This window comes from Acidovorax sp., from assembly GCF_046294525.1.
In the GTDB taxonomy this organism is placed as follows: Bacteria; Pseudomonadota; Gammaproteobacteria; order Burkholderiales; family Burkholderiaceae_C; genus Acidovorax.
In genome coordinates, this window is sequence record NZ_JBKBKQ010000012.1 from 54,804 (window position 1) to 80,254 (window position 25,451).

Here is a 25,451-nt window from a genome sequence, read left to right on the forward strand (position 1 = left end):
GGAGTCAGGAGTCCGGGATCATAAACCCGTCCCCTATTTTTGCGAGCCGGAGTATGGCGCTGAATGGGCTGCTAGGCCAGGGAGTCTGCCACCGTTGTGCCAGAGCGCAGGCCGAAGCGTGCGCCCATCACTTCCGCCAGGCCGAACTGCTCAAGGATGGCGCGCAGCCGCTCCGTCGCGCTGCGTTTCTTTTGACCGGTGTACCGCGCGATGATGAGCTCGTTCTTCATGCTGTGCTCCCACCCGACGAGTTCGGTCACAGTCACCTGGTACCCCTGGGATTCCAGATACAAGCAGCGCAGCACATTGGTCACCTGGCTGCCAAGTTCACGTGTGTGCAAGGGGTGCCGCCACAGCTCCGCCAGCGGTGTGCGCGACAGTTGGAGGGCTTTGCCCTGACGCAGACAAGCGGCCATTTCGGCTTGGCAGCAAGGCACCAGCACCATGGCCCGCGCGCGCTTTTGGAGGCCGAAATCAATCGCGTCGTCAGTGGCGGTGTCGCACGCATGGAGCGCAGTGACAATGTCAATGCGCTCCGGTAGTTCGTGGGCATCGGCAGATTCGGCCACCGACAGGTTGAGGAACGACATGCGCCCGAATCCCAGGCGGCTGGCAAGTGCTCGAGACTTTTCCACCAATTCGGCACGAGTCTCTACACCGTAGATGTGCCCCTGTTCCGCGGTCTTGAAGTAGAGGTCATACAGGATAAAACCCAGATAAGACTTACCCGCACCGTGGTCGGCCAGCGTAGCGCCTCGGCCTGGTTGGGCAAGATCGCGAAGGAGAGGCTCGATGAAGTTGAACAGGTGGTACACCTGTTTGAGCTTGCGTCGCGAGTCCTGGTTGAGGCGGCCGTCGCGGGTCAGGATGTGAAGCTCCTTGAGCAATTCGACAGACTGGCCGGGGCGCAAGTCCAGCAGTGCGGCAGCGCCGTCTTGCGGCGACCGTTGTGGCCCAGACGCTTCGCGCGTGCCATCGTTCTGGATCCCAACTGAGCGTCGGCTCTGGCGCGTCATCATCCACCCTCCCCATTCTTCTTCACAGGGTCACCGGATGGCATCACGGTTGCCCCCACACCCAGCGCGGCCCAACCGCTGCCGCCAAGCGACTGCAGCACCTCCATGTTGCGCTCGTAGATGGTCTCCGCCTCGGGAAATACTGCCACTGCACGGTCGATGCTGGCTTCGCGCAACAGGTGCAGCGTGGGGTACGGCGCCCGGTTGGTGCAGTTGGTCACATCATCCTCGGCCGTGCCGGCAAACTGAAACCGTGGGTGAAAACTCGCAATCTGCAACACCCCAGCTAGCCCCATGGATTCCAGCAGGTCATCCGCTTCGCCCAGAAAATCATTGAAGTCCAGAAAATCCGGAAAGCCATGGGGCATCACCAAGAGCGTGGTGTCGCGCTCATCCTCAGGGCTTGCGGCCAAATCTGCCAGCTCCTGTCGCAACACACGCAGCACTTCATCGGGCCTTTGCGCGTTGACGACTGCATAGTGGATCTGGCCTTTGACATGCACTGCTTTCGCGAACGGGCACAGATTCAAGCCGATCACCGCCCGCTCCAACCACCGTTCCATATCGGCAATGAACAAAGATGCCGAATCCGCCAGGCCGGCGGTGGGCAACAAGGAGTTGGAGGTCATTAGGGGAGAACGAAGTGCGGCGCGCGCTGAGCGCAGGAAGGAGTGTGAATTTTACCGGGGTCTCCGCGGCGGGACTTGGAGGGCGCCAGCGCTGAGACCTGCGCGCCTGGCACCACGCTCTAGCGGACGAAGGGCTCAATCCAGCAGGCGCCGCCCTGTCAAGCGCTCGTGTTCGCGCATGGCAAACCGGTCTGTCATACCCGCAATGAAGTCCGCGACGGCCCTGGCACGCGCTTCGCCGTCACCGACCAACGCCTGTTCTGCAAAAGCCGCTTTCATCTCTTGCGGTGATTCGGTGTAGGCAGCAAACAAGTCCCGGACAATGGTCTGAGCGTGGCGAGTGGTTTCCATTACCTTTGGGTGACGGTAGAGGTTTTGAAATAGGAACTTTTTCAATACCTGAGAGCACTCTCGCATCCCATCGCTGAACTTCACCATGGGCGGGCAGCGTCTGCGAACCGCCTCCACGCTCTCGGGCGCGCACTCGGCAATCGCCGCACGGGTGGAGTCGATCACGTCGTACACCTGATCGCTCAGCATGCGCCGAATCGCTTCGTACAGCAAGCGTCGTTGGCTTGCGGGGCCCGCCAGTTCCGGATACTCGGCCTCTGTGGCTGCACGATAGCGGTCGAACAATGGCACGTCCCGCAATTGCGCCAGCGTGATAAGCCCAGAGCGGACGCCGTCATCGATGTCATGGGCGTTGTAGGCAATCTCGTCGGCCAGGTTGCAAAGCTGCGCCTCCAAACTGGGCTGCTCCCGCAGCAAAAACCGCCTGCCGACGCCGCCGGGCTCCTGGGCCTCGAGCGCCTGCGCGTGCAACCGAGAACAATGCTTCAGCACACCCTCACGTGTTTCGAAAGTGAGATTCAACCCGTCGAATTGCGGATACCGCTCTTCGAGCATGTCGACCACCCTCAAACTCTGCAGGTTGTGCTCAAATCCGCCGTGCTCGGCCATGCACGCATGCAGCGCATCCTGCCCCGCATGGCCGAACGGCGTGTGACCCAAATCATGCGCGAGCGAAATCGCCTCGACCAGATCCTCGTTGATGCGCAAGGATCGTGCAATGGACCGCCCCAGCTGAGCAACCTCCAGCGAGTGCGTCAGTCGAGTCCGGAACAGGTCGCCCTCATGGTTGAGAAAGACCTGGGTCTTGTAGACCAATCTTCGAAACGCGGTGGAGTGGACGATGCGGTCGCGGTCGCGTTGAAATTCGGTGCGTGTTGGTGCCGGAGGCTCAAAAAACCGCCTCCCGCGGGCGAAAGCGGGATCACATGCGTAAGGTGCCAGATCGGCGCCGGAGAGTACACTAGCCAACAAAATCGGCAACCTCCATCGTTGAGGATTTCTGCACCATTCGCAACAGATTGGTTTGGCAACCGCACGAAAAACCCTTAGCCCCAATACCCTACCGAAGCGCAAGCGGGGATAAAAGTTATCCATGCCGCTCGTGCCCATGGGGAGGGAGGGAGCAGACTATATAGAGGGAGCAGACTATATAGAAACAGGGGTCACTGGCAAAATGCGGCACATACCGCAAACCTCACTGCGAAAAAGCGCGGGCTTCTGGCGAAACACAACGTTGGCAGACCGTATTTTCACACTTCATTAAAAGTAGTATTTAGACGCAGCATGCGTCGATCACCTCTCTAATCAAGGAATCGGGAACAGTACGTAAGACAGCGCTTCCAGGTCCGTCAATCAACACAAATCGAATCCCTCCCGCCTCAGCCTTCTTATCTATACGCATTAGTTCAAGATAACGTCCCGCATTGTCGCCAGCATCCAAAATCGGCCCTCTAGTAGGAAGTCCTGCGCGTTGAATCAGCGCGACAAGTCGCTGTACAAAACTTTCATCGATTAATCCGAGGCGATGAGAAAGCGTTGCTGCCATAACCATGCCCGCTGCTACACCCTCACCATGCAACCAAACGCCATAACCCATACCCGCCTCGATCGCATGTCCAAAGGTGTGCCCAAAATTCAAAATTGCGCGCAAACCCGATTCGCACTCATCCTGCGCTACGACCCCAGCCTTAATTTCACAGCTGCGCCGAACACAATGCGCCAATGCGTCCATGTCGCCGGCAAGTACTTTCTCAACGTTCGACTCAAGCCAAACCATGAAATCCATGTCTGCAATTGGACCATATTTCAGCACTTCCGCCACACCCGACCGCAGCTCACGTATAGGCAGCGTTAAAAGTGTCGAAAGGTTGCAAATAACCAATTTGGGCTGATAAAAAGCCCCAATCATATTCTTCCCTAGCGGGTGATTAATGGCGGTTTTGCCTCCGACAGACGAATCCACCTGCGCTAGTAACGTGGTGGGTACCTGCACAAATGGGACACCTCGCATGTACGTCGCTGCAGCAAAACCTGTTATATCACCGACAACTCCCCCACCGAGAGCAAAAAGTACGGTTTTTCGATCACAGCTATTTTTTAGTAGCGAGTCGAAAATTATATTTAGCGTTTCCCAATTCTTAAACTCCTCGCCATCAGGAAGAGCAATCAAGTCAACATTTGGATAATGTGACTTTAACAACTCTTGCAACGCGGCTGCGTACAGACCAGCTACAGTTGTATTAGAAACCACTACTGCAGAGGTCGCCGATGGCAGCACACCGCTCAATGCCGATTGATACGACGAATCAGACGCAATCCATATTTCATAACTGCGCCCCTCCAATTGAATAAAGACCTTTTCCATCGTCATACTCTCACACGTCTACAATTTTCTAACTTTATGGACTACTGCGATTAATTAGAACCACCAGATCACTCGCCGACAAAAAAAGAGCAGCCAAAGGCTGCTCTTGAAATTCGATCCATTAACTATTCAATTTATCAATTGAATTTAATTTGGGGAAGTGCAACTACCCGCGCCATAGGGTGGACGGAGGAAGGAACCGTTTTCAACATCCTCCTTCAAGGCCTCTGTCAAGTAAACCTTTTCAACAACCCCCTCGGAACCAGCGACACTGGTGGTCACCTTAACAGCATACTCAATCCAATATGCTACGTTCTGTGGATATTCAACTTGGATAGTTGTCCGGCCGTTTTCGCCGGTAACGCGCCCACCTACATACGAGATAATCACGTCAGCTTTGCGCGGCTCGATCGTACCATTTCCGTTCACATCTTCTCCCGAATCGAGCAAACCGTTCCGATTACTATCCTCGTTGGGGCAATATGTTGGCGTGCTGGTGTATCCAATCGCATCATTTACCAAAGCTATGCCCGCTGCTTTACGATACACACGCAAATCAACACTTGCGGAAATCTGAGCATTTGCAACGGCGTTACCCGCAGCATCAGACACGGCAACGTCAAATTTCTTAATGTAAGTGAGTTCGTTATTGCCCTTTTCGAGCTTATTGTTGTCGCCCAAAGTGATTGATAAAGGCTCATTCGCCACTGTCATCGTAGCAGTACGGAAGTTCGGGCAGGCCGTTCCGGCGATTGCCGCGTCAGTTGACGCATAGCATGCGCGAATGACAACGCCATTCGTTGGACTTGCACGTGTACCCGCAATATAGTCAGCAGATGCGACCCCATTCTGATCAGTGTAGACCACTGCAGAACCGGTGGAGATCTGCTCACCTGCACCGAGGCTAGGCTCCATGATTTCGAACCGTACACGCACATTTCGTATCGCACGGTTGGATCCATCTTGAAAAAGTGCTCGCAGCGTAGCACGGTTGGTCGTTGAACCAGCAGAGTTCGGCGCGATAGTGTTCGGTGTAATTGCCAAACTCGCGGCGGAGATTTCGCCAACTGCATCAGGGACGCCGCCCGAAGTACTGATTACTTGAACATCACGCTTTTCAGTAACGCCCGAGCCGCTGGCTTCAACTGTGTATACACCAGCAACCTGCGGAGCAGCGCTTATCGACGAAGTCGCATTCCCGTTGATATCAGTCTGGACAGTCCCTCGAAATCCGAGACTTCCTCCCAGACCCAGCGCAACATTAGGAATACCAGCGCCGTTGACGTCAACAACCTTCAACGTAAGCGACACACTGGCACCCGGGACAGGTGCAGCAGGCACGGTAGCAAGAGTGATTTTGCTACCCGTTACAGGCACAACGTCAGACTTCGTCTTATCCCCCATGAGCATGGTGATAACGATGTTGCGATTCGACTTATCCGCTCCAGTCGAAATTTTCCCTGACGCTTTACCCGATTCATCTGTAGTTGCATTGATGGGCGTGTAGATACCTGAATTAAGGTTTACCTTGAAGGCAACCCCCTGCACAGGATTATTGTTGGCGTCCAGAGCTGTAGCAGTAAGAGTCACCTCGTCCGCGCCAGAATTAGTGATCGCATTTTTGTTCAGCACATAGTCGAAATTGGCAACCGCCTTGTCCGCAGTTCCGCCAGGTGTCGTGCCAGCACTACCGCCACCCCCTCCGCAAGATATAAGCAGCGCTGAACTTAATACAGCCAAAAACTTTATTAACATTTTCATCTTATTACCTCAAAAAATATCCATATTACCGACTCGCGGACCGCTCGGTAATAACTTTAGGAGTTATAAAAACAAGCATTTCTTGTTTATTGGCAGATTTGGTTCGAGTTTTAAACAAATTCCCAACACCGGGAATGTCGCCCAATACCGGCACCTTCGTTTCGCTGTTATCCTCAAACAACTCAAAAATACCACCGATGACAACAGTCCCGCCATTCTCAACCAATACTTGTGTTTTGATGTGCTTCGTGTTGATGGCTCGTACGTTGTTGAGAATTTCTCCAGGACTATCTTTGTTGACATCCAAGTCCAGGATAATATTTCCCTCAGGGGTTATCTGAGGTGTAACCTCCAACTTCAGTACCGCCTTCTTGAACGCGATCACAGTACCACCATTTGGCGCAGTGACAGGGTAAGGAAATTCAGTTCCCTGCTCAATGGAAGCCTTCGTCTGATCTGCCGTCACCACCCTCGGGCTGGAAACAATCTTCCCCTTTCCGTCAGCTTCTAGCGCTGAGATTTCAAGATTCAAAAATCGATTAGCGGCAGAGTTAAAAATTGAGATCGCAAAACTCGATGGATCATACCCACCAAGGGCTTGCGCAGGCAAATTAACAAAATTTCCTAGCGTATTTACTTCTCCACCGGCACTGGTTGTCGCAACTGCGTTGCTGTAACTCGTACCAAACGCGATACGGTTGTTACCTCCAATACCGTATCCGCCGTCTCCGCCCCTGTTAGCGCGGAGATCTGTTCCCCCAAGTCGAATACCCAGAGAACGGCCGAATGTATCTGAAGCTTCAACAATGCGCGCTTCGATCATTACTTGACGAACTGCTACGTCCAATGTCGTCAAAAGCTGGCGAACCTCTTCAAGCTTACTGGCAGTATCAGTCACAAACAACTGGTTTGTTCGAGGTTCTGCGATAGCACTTCCTCTCTCTGACAGAAACCTATTGTTCGTACCAGTACCACCACCGCCGCCAACTGGAGTGGTCAACTGTGTGACCATGTCCACAGCCTTCGCATAATTCATCTGGAAGGCCTGAGTACGCAAAGGCTCAAGCTTTTGGATCGCCAAGGCAGCTTCATAATCCTTCTTTGTACGATCATCAATCTCGTCTTTTGGAGCGATCCAAAGCACAGTTCCAGTCTTCCGCATGCCCAGACCCTTAGCGTCCATGATAATCTGAAGCGCTTGGTCCCACGGAACATCTTTGAGACGCAGAGTGAGCGACCCCGTTACCGTATCTGAAGTAACGATGTTGAAATTGGTGAAATCTGCTATCACCTGCAAAAGGGACCGCACCTCAATGTTCTGGAAATTAAGCGATAGTTTTTCACCACTATATCCGGGGCCCTGTGTCAATTTTGACAAGTCAACTTTCTTCTGGCGAACTTCTACGACAAACTGACTATCGCTTTGGTACGCACTATGCTCCCAATCGCCTACCGGCTCTATCAACATGCGAACATGCTCACCATGCTGACTCGTGGTGATGACTTGTACGGGAGTACCAAAGTCAGCGACATCCAATTTACGTCGCAAACCTTCAGGAAGAGACGATTTGAGGAAGTCTACCAACAAGCCTTTACCTTGCTGGCGGATATCAACTCCAACTTGGCTTGACGGTAAGGTGATTACAACTCGACCGGACCCATCCGCCCCTCGTCTAAAGTCAACATCACGTAAAGGCATAACCTCAGAGTCACCTGCTGAAGCGAACACTTGCGACTGCGCAGGCTGCAAAACGACATTTTTACTCGCAACGTTGACCGATCCACCGCCCAAGGTTATGAGCAAAAATTTTCCTTGGATCTCTGCTTGGTAAGCACTTGGCTGTTTAAGATTTAATACGATACGGGAACGGTCACCAGCCTGTGCAATATTAATGGATTTAAGATTGCCTTGATTTACATCAAAAGCAGTTTTTCCACTGGCATTCGAAGTCCCAGGAAAATCCAGGGCAATTCGCGCTGGAGACTGGATAGAGAAGCCAGTAGGCAATCCTTGTGGTGCTTCAGAAAATTCTATCCTAATCACTTCAGCACCATTCTGCGTACTGCCAACTATGGACTGGATGGCAGTTTGCGCCCAGCCGCAAATCGGCGTGAGCACAACCACAGACAATGCAAGCGCGAACTTGTAGCTGCGCCAAGAGTAAATATTACCGTATTTCATTTTTTGCCCTCTTGCAGATCAAGCGTTGCGGTTCGCTCAATCCAATCGCCTGTCGCATCCTGAACAATTTCGCGCAATTGAATTGAATTCTCGGTAATCCGAGTTATCTTTCCATAATTCTGACCTATGTAATTTCCAAGCCTGACTTGATAAAGTAACTTGTCCACCATGACTAGCGCAGTAGGAGCTCCTTTTTTGTCCAGACTTCCCACCATCGCCATGACATCCAATGGGAAGGCCTCCAGCGGCTCTTTTCTCCGATTCATCTCTGGAGCGATGAGCGCAGCATTAGCAGCCAATTGGTTAGACTCACGCCGCAGGGCTTGGGTCAGCTTAATAGAGTTAAACGGGTCCACACCACCTTCGGCCGAATAAGCTTGAGGCTGGAACTGCTTTGGCTCAGTTAACGGAGTGATACGCGGCTTCGTAGAAGCCTTCAGCTCTGACATCCACTGACGCAGCTCTTCGTCTCCGGATGAGCCGCACCCCGAAAATAAAACAGCACACACAGCCAACGCGCATGTACGAGAGACCGTCATTTCTTACTCCCCGCTGCTTGCTTCTGCGCTTGTATTTCTTCCGGATCCAAATATCGGAAAGTCCGCGCAGTAGCGTCCATTGTGAGGGTGCCAGAATCTTTGCTCGATGGAGCTATAGATATATTATTGAGCGTTACAATTCGTGAAAGGTGAGCTACGTCAGAAGCAAAAGCACCCATGTCGTGATATTTCCCAGTCACCCTCACTTCAATGGGAAGCTCTGCGTAGTAGTCCCGTACTACGATTTGCCCAGGTCGAAACAATTCAAATTGCAAGCTTCTTCCCAATCCAGATTGATTTATATCGGAAAGAAGAGCAGCCATCTCAGCCTTGCTCGGCAACTGCTTTTCTAGCTGTATAACGTATTGCTGCACCTGCTCGCGTTGACGCTTCAAAGCATCCAAACTCACTGCCTTCACAAGCTTGACCTCATAATCTGCACGAAGTGCTTGCTCTTTAGCAACCTCACCTTGCAATTCCGCTTCGTATTCATTTATTTTGGCAAACCAAGAACCGACAGCTACACCGATTGTAATAAACAAACATAGCAGTACTTTCGGCGCCAGCGGCCAAGCTGAAGGATCCTTCGTATCGAGATTTCGAAACTGCCTTACGAGGTTTTCCTGAAAAGCAGCGAAATCAAATTTCGGAGTCGATTTCTTCGCCATACTTATTTCCCTACCCCAACAGCGGCACTAGCCGCGTCCTGCACCTTAAGAACCTCTCCAGTCCGCATGAGACGGAAACGAAGGTTAAAGGTAGAGACTCGTCGCTGATCTCTGGAGCTCAATGCAATATTGCTTGCAACAATCTCAACCAGCTCAGGCTTCGATAACCATGGAGTGTTGTCTGTCAGATTACGCAACATTTCCGAAACTCGCTCATTAGATTGAGCAACTCCCTGCATCGCAATAACTTGATCAGTCTGCTTGATACTCGTTACATATGCACCATCCGGAATCTGCTGCACCAACTCGTTCAGCAAGTGAACAGGCAAATTTCGATCAGATTGCAGATCTTCTACAGCCTTCTGACGGGCTCTGAGGGCCGCAATCTCGTCTTCAATTGTCGCGATTTCCTTAATTTGATTTTCGAGAATTGTTATCTCACCCTGAAGGAAGGTATTCCTCTCTTGCTGGGCAGTAATCATCATCTGGAACCACCAGTAAATGGCGCCAGCTATCAAGAGCCCTCCCAAGAACGATGCAAACATCGTCGCCTGAAAGGCCTCTTTACGGCGTTTCCGTGCGGCCTCCCTATGGGGAAGTAAGTTGATCAGAATCACTGCAAGAACCTCCGCATCGCCAAGCCGCACGACGTCAGATAAGACGGCGCCTCGCGTACCATTTTTTTAAGTCGAACGGAACTTCCGATCTCCATGCCATCAAAAGGATTGACCGCGCTGCATGCAAATCCGGTTTGCTGGGTGACTGCTTCCGTCAATCCTGGCAGAGGAGCCGACCCACCGGCAAGCATGATGTGGTCTACGCGGTTGTGAGGTGTACTAGTAAAAAAGAATTGCAATGCTCTCCCGATTTCCTGAGCCATGCTGTCTACAAACGGACGAAGGACTGCTGACTGGTAGTCTTCGGGGAGATCGCCGCTGCGTTTTTTGTTTTCCGCCTCTTCCACGGAGAATCCGTACTGGCGGACGATTAGTTGCGTAAGTTGGGCTCCGCCGAAAGCTTGGTCACGGTCGTACAAAACCTCTTCGTTTCTGATGACTTGCATGCTGGTGGTCAAGGCACCCAACTCGAACAGGGCCACCATGGCATCAACGCCCTTTTTGGGGAGGGCTTCAATCAAGCGCCCAGCTGCCAAGCGCGAGGCATGCGATTCGATGTCTACCACCACGGCCTTAAGGCCGGCCGCTTCTGCCAGGCCCTGGCGGTCTTGCACCTTTTCGCGACGCGAAGCGGCGATCAGCACGTCAACGTCGCCCGGCGCATTTTTGCTTGGGCCGATGACGCAGAAATCGAGGCTCACCTCGTCCAGCGAGAACGGGATGTACTGATTGGCCTCAGACTCGACTTGGACTTCCAGCTCCTGCTCGGTCATTCCGCCCGGCAGCGTGATCTTTTTTGTGATTACTGCTGAGGGCGGTAGCGCAAGCGCTACGTTCTTGGTACGGGTGCCGCTTTTCTTCACAAGCCGTCTTAGCGCGTCGGCGACCTCATCGAACTTCTCGATGTTGCCGTCGGTGATCCAGCCTCGCTCCAGCGGTTCAATGGCGCAACGCTCCAGAACCAGCCCTCCCGCTTTATCACGCCCCAACTCGACCAACTTCACGCTGGAGGAGCTGATGTCTATTCCCAGTAGCGGTGCTGACTGGCGGCTGAACAAAGATCCCGTTGAGATCAAGATGGGTCCCCTGTAACTTGCCTAAATAAGGCAACAAAACTTAACACTTCACATGAATGCTATCAGTAAGATAGTTCTCGGGCAAAGAATTTTCCCTATGTAACGCCTACGTGGCGTTGCCAAAAGCAGACGAAATTTCGTTGCTCTGCAACACCTTTTGGCGGGAAGTCAATGCCTTTCACGAAGATTCCCAGGCGTCGCTGTGCAAGGATCGTGAAGCGCGGGTGGACATTTTTATAATGGCCGGTCTTACCTCATCGGAGCGATATGCCCGCGCCCTCTACGTCCCCTGCTTCAGATAAAAAAACCAGTGCCGGCGCGCATAGGGGGCCAATCTGGCTTCGGTGGATGCTACGTGCCGTGCTCTGGTTGCTGGGCTTGATCACTGCGGGCGCGGTGGCCGTGGTGCTCACTGTCGCGGTGGCGCTGGCCGTGGCCTATCCCAATCTTCCTGACATTTCAGACTTGGCTGACTACCGGCCGAAGCTGCCTCTGCGTGTCTACTCTGCTGAAGGCGCGCTTCTTGGAGAGTTCGGGGAAGAGCGTCGCAACCTCACACCGATCAGCGAGATCCCTAAAGTCATGAAAGACGCAGTTTTGGCGATCGAGGACACGCGCTTCTTCCAGCATGGTGGTGTCGACTACAAAGGTGTAATGCGCGCTGGGCTTGCCAACTTGGGAAAAGTGAAAAGCCAGGGTGCCTCTACTATCACAATGCAGGTCGCCCGCAATGTTTATCTTTCTTCAGAAAAAACATTTACACGCAAAATTTACGAAATCTTACTAACATTCAAACTCGAGCATTTGCTCTCGAAAGACCAAATTCTCGAGATTTACATGAATCAGATTTTCCTGGGTAACCGCGCCTATGGATTTGCTGCTGCCTCCGAAGCTTATTTTGGCAAGCCTCTGAAATCCATTTCGATTGCGGAAGCCGCCATGCTTGCCGGGTTGCCTAAGGCGCCTTCTGCATACAACCCCATCAGCAACCCTAAACGAGCACGCGCGCGGCAACTCTACATCATCGAGCGGATGGAAGAAAACGGGTTCATCACAGCAGACGAAGCGGTTGCGGCCAAGAAGGAAGAGCTGAAGATCCGCACCGGACCGGACAACACCCGCGTGCACGCAGAGTACGTCGCCGAAATGGCCCGTCAGCTCATCTTTGCCCAGTATGGCAATGAAGCCTATACGCGAGGGTTAAACGTTTACACCACCCTGAACGCTGCCGAACAGGATGCCGCCTACGTCGCATTGCGCAAGGGGATCATGGACTATGAACGCCGCCAGCAGTACCGCGGCCCCGAGAAGTTTGTGACGCTTCCCAGTGCGGCTCAGGAGGTGGAGGACGCGATTGATGATGCGCTTGCCAATCATCCTGACAACGGTGATGTGCTCTCCGCCGTGGTCCTGGAGGCGAGCCCGCGCAAGATAGTGGCAGCGCGCGCAAACGGCGACACGCTCGAAATCACGGGAGAGGGTTTGAAGCCCGCGCAGTCCGGCCTAAGTGACAAGGCCCCGCCTAACATCAAGATCCGCCGTGGAGCCGTCATCCGCGTGGTGAGGACGCGCAAAAACGCCTGGGAGATTACGCAGCTCCCCGAGGTGGAGGGTGCGTTCGTCGCATTGGACCCTCGGAACGGGTCGATCCGTGCTCTGGTGGGCGGGTTTGATTTTGATAAGAACAAGTTCAACCACGTAACCCAGGCCTGGCGCCAGCCTGGCTCCAGCTTCAAGCCGTTCATCTACTCGGCAGCGCTCGAAAAAGGCTTCACGCCGGCGACCGTGGTCAATGATGCACCTTTGTTCTTTGATGCGGGCGTGACCGGGGGCCAGCCGTGGGAGCCCAAGAACTATGACGGCAAATACGACGGCCCGATGAGCCTGCGTACGGGCCTTGCCAAGTCCAAGAACATGATCTCCATACGAGTGCTTCAGGCCGTTGGTCCGAAGACCGGGCAGGAATGGATCACGCGCTTCGGTTTCGATGCGGATAGGCACCCTGCCTATCTGACGATGGCACTGGGCGCAGGGTCGGTGACGCCGTTGCAGGTGGCGGCGGGCTACGCCGTGTTCGCCAACGGGGGTTATCGTGTCAACCCATGGCTCATCACCAAGGTCACTGATCACAAGGGCCGCATCATTTCTGAATCCAAGACTCCGGTGACCACCGAGCAGCCCCGCGCTATTGACGCGCGCAACGCATTCATCATGAACAGCCTGCTGCAGGAAGTCACGCGCTCCGGCACGGCCGCCCGCGCCCAAGGCACGCTCAAGCGCCCGGATTTGTACGGCAAGACCGGCACCACCAACGACTCGTGGGATGCATGGTTTGCTGGCTATCAGCCCACCATAGCGGCCGTCACCTGGATTGGCTACGACACGCCCAGGAATCTGGGCAACCGCGAAACGGGTGGCGGGCTGAGCTTACCGGTTTGGATCAGCTTCATGCAGCAGGCCCTGAAGGGAGTGCCCGTGATGGAGACGCCCGTGCCGCCGGGCGTGGTCAATGTGGGCGGCGAATGGTTCTACGAAGAGTACGCCCGCAATGCTGGTGTAGCAAGCGTGGGACTGGATGATCGCGCCACCACACCGTCCTCCGTGACGCCTGCGGCTCCGCCTCCGTCAGAAGAGCGCAACCGAATTCTGGACCTCTTCCGCAACTGACTAGGGCCGCTCGCCGGACTCATGTACAACGGGCCGAGATCACCGTCCTCATTTGAACCACGGCGCCGTTTCTCCTGCCCGCGCCCCACTTCGGCCTTGCGCTTATGCCTTGAATGTGAGGGGTAGTCCCGACTGCTGCGTGGCATCGCGGCTGAGACAGGCAAAAAACTCCCCAGCACCCTTGGTGTCCTGCCACGCGCTGCCGTCAAAACGATAGTGATAGCCGCCAGAGCGTGCCGCCATCCAGACCTCGTGCAGCGGCTTTTGCAGATTGATCACGATCTGGCTGCGGTTGGGAAACGTAAGCGTAACCATGCCGCCCGAACGCTGCGCGTCCACATCGGCGTCGGTAGTGTCGTTGATAAGGTCGCAACTGCGCTCTACGCTCAAGAGCAGCTTCTCGGCGTGGTCCATGAATTGAAGGTCGGTCATTACAATTTGCGCATGTTGAAAGCTCCCCAAATTCTAGTCAGGACAGTTGTCCTTGCTGCCAGTGCGGCAGCCCTTGCGGGTTGTGGCCAACGCGGTCCCCTGTATTTGCCCACTGACCCGGCAGCCCAGCAACGGGCGACCTTGCCACAAACGCTCTCTCCCAGCCGCGGGGCCCCTGGTAGCAGCACGGTGCAGCCTGAAGCCCCCGCAGCCGCGGCATCTGCCCCCCGCTGATTGAAGGCAGCGGCACGGCACTCTCGCACTGGCGAAGCCACGACGAGCCCATCCGCAGTTCGCTTGATCTCCATCAAGCGGGCTCTCACACCACAGCCGTACATTGCGGGCTTTATTGCACTGCAGGATGGCCATGGCCCTCGAACTCTACCGCGACAAGAATCACGCTTGCCTGATGTTCACCGACCTCATCGAGGAGGACGGCCAGGCTGTGCAAGCCAACCAGTTCCTGATCGTGGACGATGACACGGGCGCCATCATCGACCCTGGCGGTAACCTGGCATTCAATGAGCTGTTCATGGGAATGACCAAGCATTTCCCGCCCCACAAGCTCTCCTACCTGATTGCGTCCCACGCGGACCCGGACATCATCGCATCGCTCGACCGGTGGATGACCAGCACCAAGGCGAATCTGGTAATTTCGCGGGTGTGGGAGCGTTTTGCACCCCACTTCACCAAGGTCGGCAAGACGGAGAACCGCGTGATCGGGGTTCCGGATGGCGGCGGGCATTTGCCGCTGGGCCGGCATGAACTGGTGCTGCTGCCCGCGCACTTCCTGCATTCGGAGGGCAACTTCCATTTCTATGACCCGGTGAGCCGCATTCTCTTCACGGGCGACCTGGGCGTGTCGATGATGTCTGGCGCAGAAGCCCGAGTGCCCGTCACGGACTTGAAAGCGCACATCCCCCGCATGGAAGGCTTTCACCGCCGCTACATGGTGTCCAACAAGATATTGCGACTGTGGGTGCGCATGGCCCGACAGCTCGACATTTCGATGTTGGTACCGCAGCACGGTGCACCGATCAAGGGCAAGGCGGCCATCAATGATTTCTTCCAATGGATCGAGAACCTGATGTGTGGCATTGACCTGTTTGATGACCGCGCCTACCAAATCCCCACGGGTTACATCGACCCGGTGACCCGCCAGATGCGTCCCGCTCTACGGGCCGGCGGATAACAGGATTTTATAAAAATGGGCCTCTAGCGCTTGCCCAATAAGCGCTAGCAGCTATCATTTTTGATTTTTCAGCGGCCATCCGCGCGTCTTCATAGCGTGCGTCCGGACGCCGCGTTCGCCCGCGCAACGCGGCGCTTGCGCAGCGCGTTCCACACGCGCCAGCCGAGCAGTGCCGAGAGGATGAGGGCGTACACCGCCACTTCACCAAAGTCGTTCTTGCCCGCACGCATCCAGAAGAAGTGCAACACGGACAGTGCCGCCACTACGTACACCGCGCGGTGCAGGGCCTGCCACCGGCGCGCGCCCAGCGCCTTGATCGCACGGTTGAACGAAGTCGCCGCCAGCCCTGTCAGCAACAAGAACGCCACAAACCCCACCAGAATGAAAGGCCGCTTCGCAATGTCGCGGGCGATATCGGCCACATCAAAACCCATGTCGAACCCGCTGTAGCTCAGCAGGTGCAGTGCAGCGTAGAAGAACACCAACAACCCCAGCATGCGCCGAAAACGCGCCAGCTGCGGAGTGCCGGTGACTACGCGCACCGGGGTGATGGCCAGGACCAGACACAGAGCCCGCAGCGTCCAGTCGCCCGTCGAACGGATCAGGGTTTCAGCCGGGTTGGCACCCAGCTGATTGCTGAAAGCGCCCCACACCAGCCAAGCAAAGGGCAGCAGGCACAGCACAAAAACTGCGGGCTTGGCCGCAGGATGAAGCAGAAGTCTTCTCATCGATTCAACCGCCTTGGCACCGGCGCAGCCCCCTGTCAATCGGGCCGCGGGGTTGAGGGCTTTGACGCGCTTTGAGCCAAGGGTCAGTAGAACTTCTTGAGGTCCATGCCAGCGTACAACTGGCCCACCTGCGCTTCGTAACCGTTGAACATCAGCGTCTTGCGCTTTTTAGCAAACAGCCCATCTTCACCGATGCGCCGTTCTGTGGCTTGGCTCCAGCGGGGGTGATCCACATCGGGGTTCACGTTGGAATAGAAACCGTATTCCTGGCGTGCGGCCTTGTTCCAGGCGGTGGCCGGCTCCTTCTCTACAAAGCGGATCTTGACGATGCTCTTGGCGCTCTTGAAGCCGTACTTCCATGGCACGACCAGCCGCACAGGCGCACCGTTCTGGTTAGGCAGCACTTCGCCGTACATGCCAAAGGCCAGCAGAGTCAGCGGGTGCATGGCCTCGTCCATACGCAGGCCTTCCACATACGGCCATTCCAGCACGTGCGAGCCCACGTATGGCATCGTGGCCTTGTCTGCCAGGGTCACAAACTCCACGTACTTGGCGCCGCCCTGCGGCTCCACGCGCTTGATGAGTTCGGCCAGCGAGTAACCCACCCACGGGATGACCATGGACCAACCCTCCACGCAGCGCAGCCGGTAGATGCGCTCTTCCTGCGCGCTGAGCTTGACCAGGTCTTCGATGCCGTATTTGCCGGGCTTCTTGACCAGGCCTTCCACTTCCACCGTCCAGGGCGTGGTCTTGAGTGTGTGGGCGTTGCGCGCGGGGTCGGCCTTGTCGGTGCCGAATTCGTAGAAGTTGTTGTAGGTGCTCGCGTCTTTGTAATCAGTGAGCTTTTCCATCGTGACCGCGCCCGCCACGGTGGACTTGGCACCCGCCAGCGCAGCCAGCTTGTTGGGCCGCACCACCTGGGCCTGCTGCGCCAACGCTTCGCGGCCTGCCCAGGCCGCCATCGCAGCACCTGCGGCACCGCCCGCCATGAGCTTAAGCATCTGGCGCCGGTCTTCATAGACCGCACGGGGCGTGATTTCGGAGGGGTGGGGGTGGTTGAAACCCGAGTCGCGCGGGGGGATCAGCATGGGAAGGCTCCGGTCATGGTCTGGTGGAAACAGCTGCAGCGGTAGAGCAGCACAACTGCTAGTTCGTTCCCGAGACCGCTCAGGTTACACCGACGACGCAATAGTTGCCGACGCCTGCGCCGATGCCCGACTGAGCCCTCACCCCATCACAGCGTGCCGTAGCTGTGCAAACCGCTCAGGAACATGTTCACCCCCAGGAACGCGAAGGTGGTGACCGCCAGCCCCACCAGCGCCCACCAGGCGGACACCGTGCCGCGCAGCCCCTTCATCAGGCGCATGTGCAGCCAGGCGGCGTAGTTGAGCCAGACGATCAGCGCCCAGGTTTCCTTCGGGTCCCAGCTCCAATAGCCGCCCCAAGCCTCGGCTGCCCACAGGGCTCCCAGCACGGTGGCAATGGTGAAGAACGCAAAGCCCACGGCGATAGACTTGTACATCACATCGTCCAGGATCTCGAACGACGGCAGGCGTGCCGCAATGCGCTTGCGGCCCAGCAGGATGCCCGCCACGATGAAAGCTGAGATGCCGAAATACACCATCCAGTAGCCGCCACCGTTCTCCGACGCGCCCTGGCGAAACACGATGGGCTCGAAACACAGCACCACGCCCAGCAGCCACAGCGGCGCAAGCTTGTACCAGCGCGTCTCGGTAGCCTGCTGCTTGATGAGGTAGGCAAAGGCCACCATGGCCGCCAGCGCAAAGGTGCCGTAGCCGATGAAGTTGGCGGGCACATGCAGCTTCATCCACCAGCTTTTGAGGGCGGGCACCAGCGGCTGGATCTCATGCGCCTCGCGCACCACGGTGTACCAGAGCAAGAAGCCCACGGCTGCACTCACCACCAGCATCACAAAACCGCCCAGGGCACGCGTGTCGTACTGCTCCTCGTAATACAGATAGAACGCAGCCGTCATCCAGCAGAACAGCACGAACACTTCGTACAAATTGCTCACCGGGATGTGGCCGATGTCGGGGCCGATGAGGTAGCTCTCGTACCAGCGCACCAGCGACCCGATGAGCGCCATGGCCACCGCCACCCAGGCGATGCGCGATCCGATGAGGCTCATGGTACGGCCCTCGCCGCGCGAGAACATGCCGATCCAGTAGAACGCTGTGCTCATGAAGAACAGCATGCTCATCCACAAGATGGCGGACTGGCTGGACAGGAAATACTTGAGGCCGAACACAGTGTCGGCCCGCGTCAGGCTGCCGGCGCCGTCCTGCTGATACAGGCCAATCGCCATCAGCGCGACCGCCGCCACCACCAGCAGCAGCACCCGCAGCGGGCGCCAGAACCAGCACAGCCAGATCGTGCAGGGGATGGTGCCGATCAGGATGCCTTTTTCGTAGCCGTCCATGAAGCTGCCGTAGCGCTGCAGGGCAAACAGCCCGCCGGCCACCACCACAGCCGCAAACAGCCAGTCGAACCAATTGCGGCGAGCGAAGAAGCCTTCATTCAAAGTGATCGTGGTCGTCGTAGCGGTGTTCATGCTGTGCCTTCGCGGGGCGTAGCCCCGATCAGTTTCTGTGCGAGCTGGACAAACTCCTGGTCGCCGTCCAGGGTCTTGCGGTTGGTGGACAGTGCCATGGTGGCGTGGGTGCGGTCGCCCTGCGGCGCCACCCAGACCCAGATGCGCCGCTCCCGCACGTACAGCATGGCAAAAATGCCCAGGATCAGCAAGGCGCAGCCCAGATAGACAATGTTCTTGCCAGGGGCGCGCGCCACCTGGAACACGCTGGCTTGCACCTGGGTGAAGTCCTTCAGTTCAAATGCGAGCGGCGCGGGGTAGATTTGCGCGTCGCTGAGCGACAGCACCGCCTGGGTCATGAAGGCGCGTGTCTGCTCGTCTTGCGGCAGGGGCGGTTGGCCCGCGCGCTGGCGCGACAGCTGCGCGACCTCGAACAAGGTCCCGTTGAGGATGCGCACCAGCACCTCGCCCGCACGCGCGCGCTCGGCCTCGGGCACGTTGGCCTCCATGAAGTCGGACACCGCCTGCAAGCCGCCCGTGGGCTTGCCATCCACCATGCCCTGGCCCGCAAACAACGAGAGAGCGCGCAGCGCGGACTGGTACAGCTGGTCGGCCAGGTCGGGCCGCGAGCTGTCGATGGCCTGGGCCACATACCGCCGCACGGCTTCTTCGCGCGTCGGCGCATCGGCCAACGCGGCCTTCATGCGCAGAAATCCGTCCATACCGCCCTGTTCGTCGGCCGGTATGCGCAGATAGCGGAAAGGCTCGGACGGGGTTTCGCGCACGCCCAGCAGGAACACAGCCACGCCGTCGCCCGTGTCCACGGGCAGCATGTAGTTGTGGAACTCGCGTGCTTGGCCCGCCGCGTCGCGCAGCTTGTAGGTCACGCTGGGGCCCACGTTGCGCAGTTCCTTCTTGGTCACTGTCTTGTTGGCCGCGCCCAGTCGAGACTCCAGCGACTCGCGCAGATCCACCTTGCGCACATCGACGTCCGACCCGCTGGCACCTGCATCCGCAAAGTTCTCGACGTTGATGGTGCGCAGCGCGGTGAACTCCAGCGTAAGCGTGTCGGCCCCAGCACCGCCGCCGTTGTTGACCAGCTGAGTGGAATTGCCCACGACGCCTTCCACATCAAATCCTCTGGCGCCCGCCACCATGGGCACGGCCCGCAGCTTGAGAAGCGAGCCGCCATCGTCAAAGCTCGACTGGTAGATCTCGATGCCCTTATAGCTGGCCGGGTGGTTCACCTCGACGCGCGCGGGCGTCTTCTCGCCCGTGGCCTTGTCGTGGATGATGATTTCGCTGGCGAACAGCTTGGGCATGCCGGTGGAGTAATGCTCCACGATGAACTTCTTGAGCTCGATGGCAAACGGCAAATCCTGCAGCAATACCCCGTCGGATTGGTTCAGGATGGCGGTGCTGGACTGCGTGCCCTCAGCCACCAGCAGGTTGCCGCGGAAGGTTGGGTTGCGCTCGGACAAGCGGTGCTCGGGCTTCACGTCCGCGATCAGCCCGCCGCCTGTGTATACCGACTTGCCGCCCAGCAGCATCTGCGCGCGCACGACAAGGTCGCCATCGAGCAGGCCGCCCACGCACACCAGCACGATGGCGCTGTGCGCGGCTATATAGCCCAGCTTGTTGGCTGCGCCCGCCTTGGCCGCCACCATCCAGCCCGTACCGGGGCCGGCACTGGTGTCGCGTTGCTGCAGCCGCACCTTCCATCCGCCACCCGCCAGCAGCGTGCCGATGCGGCGCGCCTCGGCCTCTGCGGAATCGGGCAGCGTCGCTTCGGCCTTGTGGTGAAAGGCCTTGAGGCTCTGCTCGCGGATGTTTTCCTTGTAGGCCTTCAGGTCCACCAGGATCTTGGGCGTGTTGCGGGCAATACAGAGCGAGGTGCTGATGACAAGAAACGCCAAGATCAGCAGGAACCACCACGCGCTGTACACCGCGTTGAGCTGGATGGCGCCAAACAGCTCAGCCCAGAAAGGCCCGAATTGGTTGACATAGTTCACCGCAGGCTCATGCTGCTTGAGCACCGTGCCAATGACCGATGCGATGCAGATCACCGTCAGCAGCGAGATGGCGAACCGCATGGACGACAGCAGTTCGATGGCGGCGCGCCAGGCCTGGGAACCAGACTGGATGCGAAGGCCTTGGGTGGTGTCGGACATGGGGTGGAATGAGGGTCTGGAACGCGGGGGGAACCGAAAGAAAAAAGGGCGGGACCATCGCTTGGATGGACCCGCCCGTTTTGGGTTTGTTATTGGCGGTAGGTTCCACGCAGCCCGGTCAACCAGGCCACGGTTTGACGAGGGTCAGTCAGCGCAGGCCAGCGATGTAATCCGACACGGCCTTGATTTCCTTGTCGTTCAGCTTGGCGGCCACCTGGGTCATCTGGGCGCTGTTGGCGCGCGTGCCGTCGCGGAACATCACCAGCTGCGCGGCCGTGTAGTCGGCATGCTGGCCCGACAGGCGGGGGTACTGCGCGGGGATGCCTGCGCCGTTGGGACTGTGGCAGCCGGCGCAAGCCGCGATGTTGCGGTCTGCAATGCCGCCGCGGTAGATGCGCTCGCCCAGGCTGACCAGTTCCTTTTCTTTTGCAAAGCCGGGCTTGGCGGCCTTGGAGGTGACCCAGTACGAGATGTTGCGCATGTCGTCGTCGCTCAGGGCTTCCGCGAAGGGCTTCATGATGGCGCTCTTGCGCTTGCTGGTTTTGAACTCTTGCAGCTGCTTGACCAGGTACTCCGGGTGCTGCTGCGAGAGCTTGGGGTTGGCCGCGATGGCCGAGTTGCCATCCGCGCCATGGCAAGCGGCGCACACGGCCGTATAGCTGGCCTCACCCTTCACGAGATCCGGCTTGGCCGCCTTGGGGGGCGCCGCAGGAGCTTCCCCCGCTGCATAGGCCGAAAGAACAGGTGCTGCCAGTACGGCAGCCGTCAGCAAAGAGGCGAGCAACTTCATATCGAGGGTGTATGTTTATGTGCGCAAAACCTCGCGATTCTACAATGAGGCTCCCAAGCCTCCCAATATCCCATGACGACCTCTTCCTCTGCGCCAGTTGCTGGCTCCCTTCCGCCCGCACCCGACGCCAAGATCGCCATGGGGTGGATGCACACTGCGCGCTTTCTGACCACTGCGGCCCAGCTGCACCACCTGCCGCCCATCCACGTGCCCGAGATTGCTTTTGTGGGCCGCTCCAACGCGGGTAAGTCCACCTGCATCAACACGCTCACGCAGCAAAAACAGCTGGCCTTTGCCTCCAAACGGCCCGGGCGGACGCAACACATCAACCTGTTTTCACTAGGCAAGCACGGCGTGACCGATGCGGTGCTGGCCGATCTGCCGGGCTACGGATACGCCAAGGTGTCGCGGTCCGAGAAGGTGCGCTGGCAGCAGGTGATGGTCAATTACCTGGTCAGCCGCCCCGGGCTCACCGGCATCGTCTTGCTGTGTGACCCGCGGCTCGGATTGACCGAGCTGGACGAGGCCCTGCTCGAAGTGCTGCGCCCACGTGTCGAAGAAGGCCTGAAGTTCCTCATCCTGCTGACCAAGGCGGACAAGCTCACACGCTCGGAACAAGCGAAGGTCCTGTCGATTACGCGACTGAACGCGGCCGGCGGAGAGGTGATGATGTTCTCGGCCCTCAAGAAGCAGGGCGTGGACGAAGTGGCCCAGCTGCTGTGGCAATGGGCGCACCCTGCGGGTGTGGCCGCGCCCCCGGCCCCGGCAGAGCCCAACACCCCCGCCGAAACCGCGCCCCAAGATTTAGAGCCCAAATAGGCTCCAGCGCTTATCCATCAAGCGCTGGAAGCTATAAATTCGATAGCTCCTCAGACAGCCTCAATGGACAGCGCCATGATCGACACCCGCTCCGTTTCTCTTGCCCATGGCATCACCCTGCACTGCCGTGTGAGTGGCGTGGCGGGCCGCCCGGTGCTGCTGTTTCTCCATGGTTTTCCGGAAGGCGCTTTCATCTGGGATGAGCTGCTGCTGCACTTTTCCCGCCCCGAGAACGGCGGCTACCGCTGCATCGCGCCCTACCTGCGGGGCTTTGGTCCGTCCAGCAGCCCAGCGGAGGTGGAGGCCTATCGTGCCAAACACTTGGTAAAGGACCTGGCAGCGCTGATTGCGACCGAGGCCCCGGGCGGCGTGCTGGAATGCCTTGTGGCGCACGACTGGGGTGGCGCGGTGGCCTGGAACCTGGCCAACCAGCAACCTGAGTTGATGAAGCGGCTGGCCATCATCAACTCGCCCCACCCCGGCGCGTTTGTGCGCGAGCTGTCGCAGAACGCCGCGCAGCAGGCCGCCAGCCAGTACATGCACTTCCTGTGCCGCCCGGACGCCGAGGCGCTGCTGGCCGAAGACGGCTTCAGGCGTTTGTTTGCCTTCTTCGATGACCCCGCGGGCCAGCCTCCGAGTTGGCTGACCGAGCCCGTCCGAGCGCAGTACCGTGCGCTGTGGCAGCAAGGGCTGACCGGCGCGTGCAACTACTACCGCGCCAGCCCCATCCGCCCACCGCGCGACGGCGACCGGGGCGCGCAAGCGATCACGCTGCCTGAATCGATGCTGACGGTGACCGTGCCCACGCTGGTGCTGTGGGCGATGGACGACCCGGCCCTGCTGCCAGGGCTTCTGGACGGTTTGCCAGGGTGGATTCCACAGCTGACGCTGCAGAAGGTGGAGCAGGCAACGCACTGGGTGGTACACGAACACCCGGAGCGCGTGGCGATGGAACTGCGGCGCCTTTTGCTATCCAAGTGATAGCTGCTAGCGCTTACCCATCAAGCGCTAGAGACCAATTTGGCTGAAAGAATTTCTGGAAGACGTTCAGGAGTACACGGGGGGCTCGCCTTCCGGCCGCGTCTTGAAGCGCTTGTGCACCCAGTAGTACTGCTCGGGCATGGTGTCGATCGCCGCTTGCAGTTCGCGGTTCATGCGGACCGTGTCAGCCTCAACATCGTCGGTGGGGTAATTGGTCCACGCGGGAGACACCTCCGCCACGTAGCCGGTGGGTGTCATGCGCGAATACACGCCCACCACCTTGGCGCGCCCCAGCCGTGCAAAGCGCGACAGCGACGGAATGGTGGCAGCCGTCACGCCGTAGAACGGCACGAACAGTGAATCGTTGCGCCCATAGTCCATGTCAGGCAGCAGGTAGAGCAGCCCGCCCTTGCGCAGGTTGGCGATGATGGGCTTGACGCCGTCCGATCGGTTGAGCATCCGGACATCGCCAAAGCGCTGGCGCCCGGCCATGAACCATGCATCCACGGCCGGGTCGGGGTGGGTGGCAAAGATGGACGTGAACGCCCGCTGACTGCGCAACGGCAGCGCCAGGCCGCCTGCGTCCATGCCGTAGAAGTGCGGCGCGAACAGGATGGTGGGCGTGTCGCCCTCCAGCTCGTGCACGGCGCCGGTCAGTTTCACGCGCTGCTCCACCACAGCGCGCGGCGCGGCCCACAGCCAACTGCGGTCCAGCCAGGTCTGGCAAAACGCCACAAAGCTCGCGCGCGCCACAGCGCGGCGGCGTGCCTCGGGCCAATGGGGAAAACACAGTGCCAGGTTGCGCAGCGCCACCCTGCGCCGCCGCACCACCAGAACGTAGGCCACCTGCCCCAGCAGCCAGCCCATGCCGCGCAGCACAGGCAGCGGCAGCCGCGCCAGCACGCTCATGAACCACACGCCCAGGCGGCCCGTCATGCGCTGGCCTCAGCGGCGGCGGTGGGCGCCTCGGTGCGGGGCTGCTTGTAGCGGCCGTAGCCCCACAGGTACTGCTCGGGGCATTGGCGGATGAGGTGCTCCATGGCTTGGTTGATCTGCAGCAGCGCCTGGTCCATGTCGGCGGACAGCGGTGCGGGCAGGGGTTCGAAGTGCGTGACGTAGCCCCGGCCCCACGGGAGCCGCTCGCAGCGGGCCAGCACCACGGCTGCGCCCGTCTGCTGCGCCAGGCGCGCGGCCAATGTCATGGTGTAGGCATCGCGACCAAAAAACGGCGCCCACTGGCCCTGGCCTTCTGGCGGCACCTGGTCGGGCAGCAAGCCCACGGCCTCGCCACGGCGCAGCGCCTTGATCATCTGCCGCACGCCCGCCAACGTGGTCGGCACGGCCAGCATGCCGGGGCGGTTGCGTGCTGTCTCCATCACCTTGGCCAACCAAGCTTGGCGCGCGGGGCGGTACAGCACGGTGATGGGGCCGCGCTCGGCGCTGAAGCGGTGGGCAGCGGCCTGGGCCGACAGCTCGAAGCAGCCAAGGTGCGGCGTGAGGTACAAAATGCCTCGGCCCTGGGCGTAAGCATGCTCCACACAGTCCTCGCCCGTCAGGGCGCAGGGCATGGTCGCGCCCATCCACAAGCGGGGCAGTTCGGCCACCATGCGCCCCGCATGGGCCACGGCGGCGCGCACCTGCCCGAAGGAATAACCGGCCAGTGCCGAGTTGGCCAGAAAGCGGCGCCGATAGGTGGGCGACGCGCAAAACGCGACCCAGCCCATGGCGGCGCCCAGAGAGTGCAGCACCCACAGTGGAAACGCGGAAAAGAATCGGAAGACGAGTGGCATTAAAATGCGGGGGTCGCTGAGTTAAATGAGCAACTTGCAGGGCGACGTAAAAAAAATCTGCTAAAGCGTTCGCCAGAGCTCCTTCGGGGTGAGGGCAACGCCTCAAATGCCGGAACACAGGAGTTT

At 58.4% G+C, this 25,451-nt stretch carries 24 protein-coding genes; 5 read left to right on the forward strand and 19 right to left on the reverse strand.

The window, feature by feature from the left end:
* Positions 1 to 71 precede the first annotated feature (71 nt).
* From ACK4HJ_RS12785 to ACK4HJ_RS12835, 11 genes are all read right to left on the reverse strand, one after another.
* On the reverse strand, positions 72 to 1,016 hold the full coding sequence (locus tag ACK4HJ_RS12785) for a class I SAM-dependent methyltransferase (RefSeq protein ID WP_409832181.1): 945 nt from the start codon (positions 1,014 to 1,016) through the stop codon (positions 72 to 74).
* Positions 1,016 to 1,645: a DUF1415 domain-containing protein gene (locus ACK4HJ_RS12790; protein ID WP_409831978.1), complete on the reverse strand. Its 630-nt coding sequence runs from the start codon at positions 1,643 to 1,645 to the stop codon at positions 1,016 to 1,018. Before ACK4HJ_RS12790 ends, ACK4HJ_RS12785 begins: the two co-directional genes overlap by 1 nt.
* 135 nt (positions 1,646 to 1,780) lie before the next feature.
* Positions 1,781 to 2,938 carry a deoxyguanosinetriphosphate triphosphohydrolase gene (locus ACK4HJ_RS12795; RefSeq protein ID WP_409832184.1) on the reverse strand — a complete coding sequence of 386 codons (1,158 nt, stop codon included), beginning with the start codon at positions 2,936 to 2,938 and terminating at the stop codon, positions 1,781 to 1,783.
* 331 nt (positions 2,939 to 3,269) lie between these two features.
* Positions 3,270 to 4,361, reverse strand: coding sequence for a 3-dehydroquinate synthase (gene aroB / locus ACK4HJ_RS12800; protein ID WP_409831981.1), 1,092 nt, complete (start codon positions 4,359 to 4,361; stop codon positions 3,270 to 3,272).
* A 147-nt stretch (positions 4,362 to 4,508) separates the two neighbouring features.
* A complete protein-coding gene (locus ACK4HJ_RS12805) occupies positions 4,509 to 5,702 on the reverse strand; it encodes a hypothetical protein (RefSeq protein ID WP_409831984.1) in 1,194 nt (397 codons plus the stop codon).
* A 26-nt stretch (positions 5,703 to 5,728) separates the two neighbouring features.
* Positions 5,729 to 5,854, reverse strand: a complete 126-nt coding sequence (locus tag ACK4HJ_RS12810) for a hypothetical protein (RefSeq protein WP_409831987.1) — start codon at positions 5,852 to 5,854, stop codon at positions 5,729 to 5,731.
* Positions 5,855 to 6,147: 293 nt separating this feature from the next.
* On the reverse strand, positions 6,148 to 8,304 hold the full coding sequence (gene pilQ / locus ACK4HJ_RS12815) for a type IV pilus secretin PilQ (RefSeq protein WP_409831990.1): 2,157 nt from the start codon (positions 8,302 to 8,304) through the stop codon (positions 6,148 to 6,150).
* Positions 8,301 to 8,843 carry a pilus assembly protein PilP gene (locus tag ACK4HJ_RS12820; protein ID WP_409831993.1) on the reverse strand — a complete coding sequence of 181 codons (543 nt, stop codon included), beginning with the start codon at positions 8,841 to 8,843 and terminating at the stop codon, positions 8,301 to 8,303. The genes pilQ and ACK4HJ_RS12820 overlap by 4 nt, the downstream gene beginning before the upstream one ends.
* Positions 8,840 to 9,511: a type 4a pilus biogenesis protein PilO gene (locus ACK4HJ_RS12825; RefSeq protein WP_409831996.1), complete on the reverse strand. Its 672-nt coding sequence runs from the start codon at positions 9,509 to 9,511 to the stop codon at positions 8,840 to 8,842. The genes ACK4HJ_RS12820 and ACK4HJ_RS12825 overlap by 4 nt, the downstream gene beginning before the upstream one ends.
* Before the next feature lie 2 nt (positions 9,512 to 9,513).
* A complete protein-coding gene (locus ACK4HJ_RS12830) occupies positions 9,514 to 10,128 on the reverse strand; it encodes a PilN domain-containing protein (RefSeq protein ID WP_409831999.1) in 615 nt (204 codons plus the stop codon).
* Positions 10,125 to 11,204, reverse strand: coding sequence for a pilus assembly protein PilM (locus tag ACK4HJ_RS12835; protein WP_409832002.1), 1,080 nt, complete (start codon positions 11,202 to 11,204; stop codon positions 10,125 to 10,127). Before ACK4HJ_RS12835 ends, ACK4HJ_RS12830 begins: the two co-directional genes overlap by 4 nt.
* A gap of 348 nt (positions 11,205 to 11,552) precedes the next feature.
* Between ACK4HJ_RS12835 and ACK4HJ_RS12840 the strand changes: the two genes are divergently transcribed.
* Positions 11,553 to 13,871, forward strand: coding sequence for a penicillin-binding protein 1A (locus ACK4HJ_RS12840; protein ID WP_409832005.1), 2,319 nt, complete (start codon positions 11,553 to 11,555; stop codon positions 13,869 to 13,871).
* 102 nt (positions 13,872 to 13,973) lie between these two features.
* Here the strand turns inward: ACK4HJ_RS12840 and cyaY are convergent, their stop codons facing one another.
* Positions 13,974 to 14,303 (reverse strand): iron donor protein CyaY, encoded by a 330-nt coding sequence (gene cyaY / locus ACK4HJ_RS12845; RefSeq protein WP_409832008.1) that lies wholly within the window; start codon positions 14,301 to 14,303, stop codon positions 13,974 to 13,976.
* 12 nt (positions 14,304 to 14,315) lie between these two features.
* Here cyaY and lptM point away from each other — a divergent pair, with 12 nt between their 5' ends.
* Both lptM and ACK4HJ_RS12855 read left to right on the forward strand, forming a co-directional pair.
* The gene (lptM, locus tag ACK4HJ_RS12850) at positions 14,316 to 14,537 is read left to right on the forward strand and encodes an LPS translocon maturation chaperone LptM (protein WP_409832011.1); all 222 of its coding nucleotides are present in this window, start codon (positions 14,316 to 14,318) and stop codon (positions 14,535 to 14,537) included.
* 133 nt (positions 14,538 to 14,670) lie between these two features.
* Complete coding sequence (locus ACK4HJ_RS12855; protein ID WP_409832013.1) at positions 14,671 to 15,495, forward strand: MBL fold metallo-hydrolase; 825 nt, start codon at positions 14,671 to 14,673, stop codon at positions 15,493 to 15,495.
* Positions 15,496 to 15,584: 89 nt separating this feature from the next.
* Here ACK4HJ_RS12855 and ACK4HJ_RS12860 read toward each other — a convergent pair whose 3' ends face one another.
* The 5 genes from ACK4HJ_RS12860 to ACK4HJ_RS12880 form a co-directional block, all read right to left on the reverse strand.
* Positions 15,585 to 16,223, reverse strand: a complete 639-nt coding sequence (locus ACK4HJ_RS12860; protein ID WP_409832016.1) for a sulfite oxidase heme-binding subunit YedZ — start codon at positions 16,221 to 16,223, stop codon at positions 15,585 to 15,587.
* Positions 16,224 to 16,306: 83 nt separating this feature from the next.
* The gene (gene msrP, locus ACK4HJ_RS12865) at positions 16,307 to 17,311 is read right to left on the reverse strand and encodes a protein-methionine-sulfoxide reductase catalytic subunit MsrP (protein WP_409832018.1); all 1,005 of its coding nucleotides are present in this window, start codon (positions 17,309 to 17,311) and stop codon (positions 16,307 to 16,309) included.
* Positions 17,312 to 17,457: 146 nt separating this feature from the next.
* Positions 17,458 to 18,795 carry a c-type cytochrome biogenesis protein CcsB gene (gene ccsB, locus ACK4HJ_RS12870; RefSeq protein WP_409832020.1) on the reverse strand — a complete coding sequence of 446 codons (1,338 nt, stop codon included), beginning with the start codon at positions 18,793 to 18,795 and terminating at the stop codon, positions 17,458 to 17,460.
* Complete coding sequence (locus tag ACK4HJ_RS12875) at positions 18,792 to 20,945, reverse strand: cytochrome c biogenesis protein ResB (protein ID WP_409832023.1); 2,154 nt, start codon at positions 20,943 to 20,945, stop codon at positions 18,792 to 18,794. The genes ccsB and ACK4HJ_RS12875 overlap by 4 nt, the downstream gene beginning before the upstream one ends.
* Positions 20,946 to 21,093: 148 nt before the next feature.
* Entirely contained in the window at positions 21,094 to 21,735 is a 642-nt protein-coding gene (locus tag ACK4HJ_RS12880) for a c-type cytochrome (protein WP_409832026.1), read from the reverse strand.
* 72 nt (positions 21,736 to 21,807) lie between these two features.
* Here ACK4HJ_RS12880 and yihA point away from each other — a divergent pair, with 72 nt between their 5' ends.
* Positions 21,808 to 22,554: a ribosome biogenesis GTP-binding protein YihA/YsxC gene (gene yihA / locus ACK4HJ_RS12885; protein ID WP_409832028.1), complete on the forward strand. Its 747-nt coding sequence runs from the start codon at positions 21,808 to 21,810 to the stop codon at positions 22,552 to 22,554.
* Between the two features lie 75 nt (positions 22,555 to 22,629).
* A complete protein-coding gene (locus ACK4HJ_RS12890; RefSeq protein WP_409832031.1) occupies positions 22,630 to 23,535 on the forward strand; it encodes an alpha/beta fold hydrolase in 906 nt (301 codons plus the stop codon).
* A gap of 66 nt (positions 23,536 to 23,601) precedes the next feature.
* Here the strand turns inward: ACK4HJ_RS12890 and ACK4HJ_RS12895 are convergent, their stop codons facing one another.
* Both ACK4HJ_RS12895 and ACK4HJ_RS12900 read right to left on the reverse strand, forming a co-directional pair.
* Positions 23,602 to 24,471, reverse strand: coding sequence for a lysophospholipid acyltransferase family protein (locus ACK4HJ_RS12895; protein WP_409832033.1), 870 nt, complete (start codon positions 24,469 to 24,471; stop codon positions 23,602 to 23,604).
* Positions 24,468 to 25,325: a lysophospholipid acyltransferase family protein gene (locus tag ACK4HJ_RS12900; RefSeq protein ID WP_409832036.1), complete on the reverse strand. Its 858-nt coding sequence runs from the start codon at positions 25,323 to 25,325 to the stop codon at positions 24,468 to 24,470. The genes ACK4HJ_RS12895 and ACK4HJ_RS12900 overlap by 4 nt, the downstream gene beginning before the upstream one ends.
* Positions 25,326 to 25,451 lie beyond the last annotated feature (126 nt).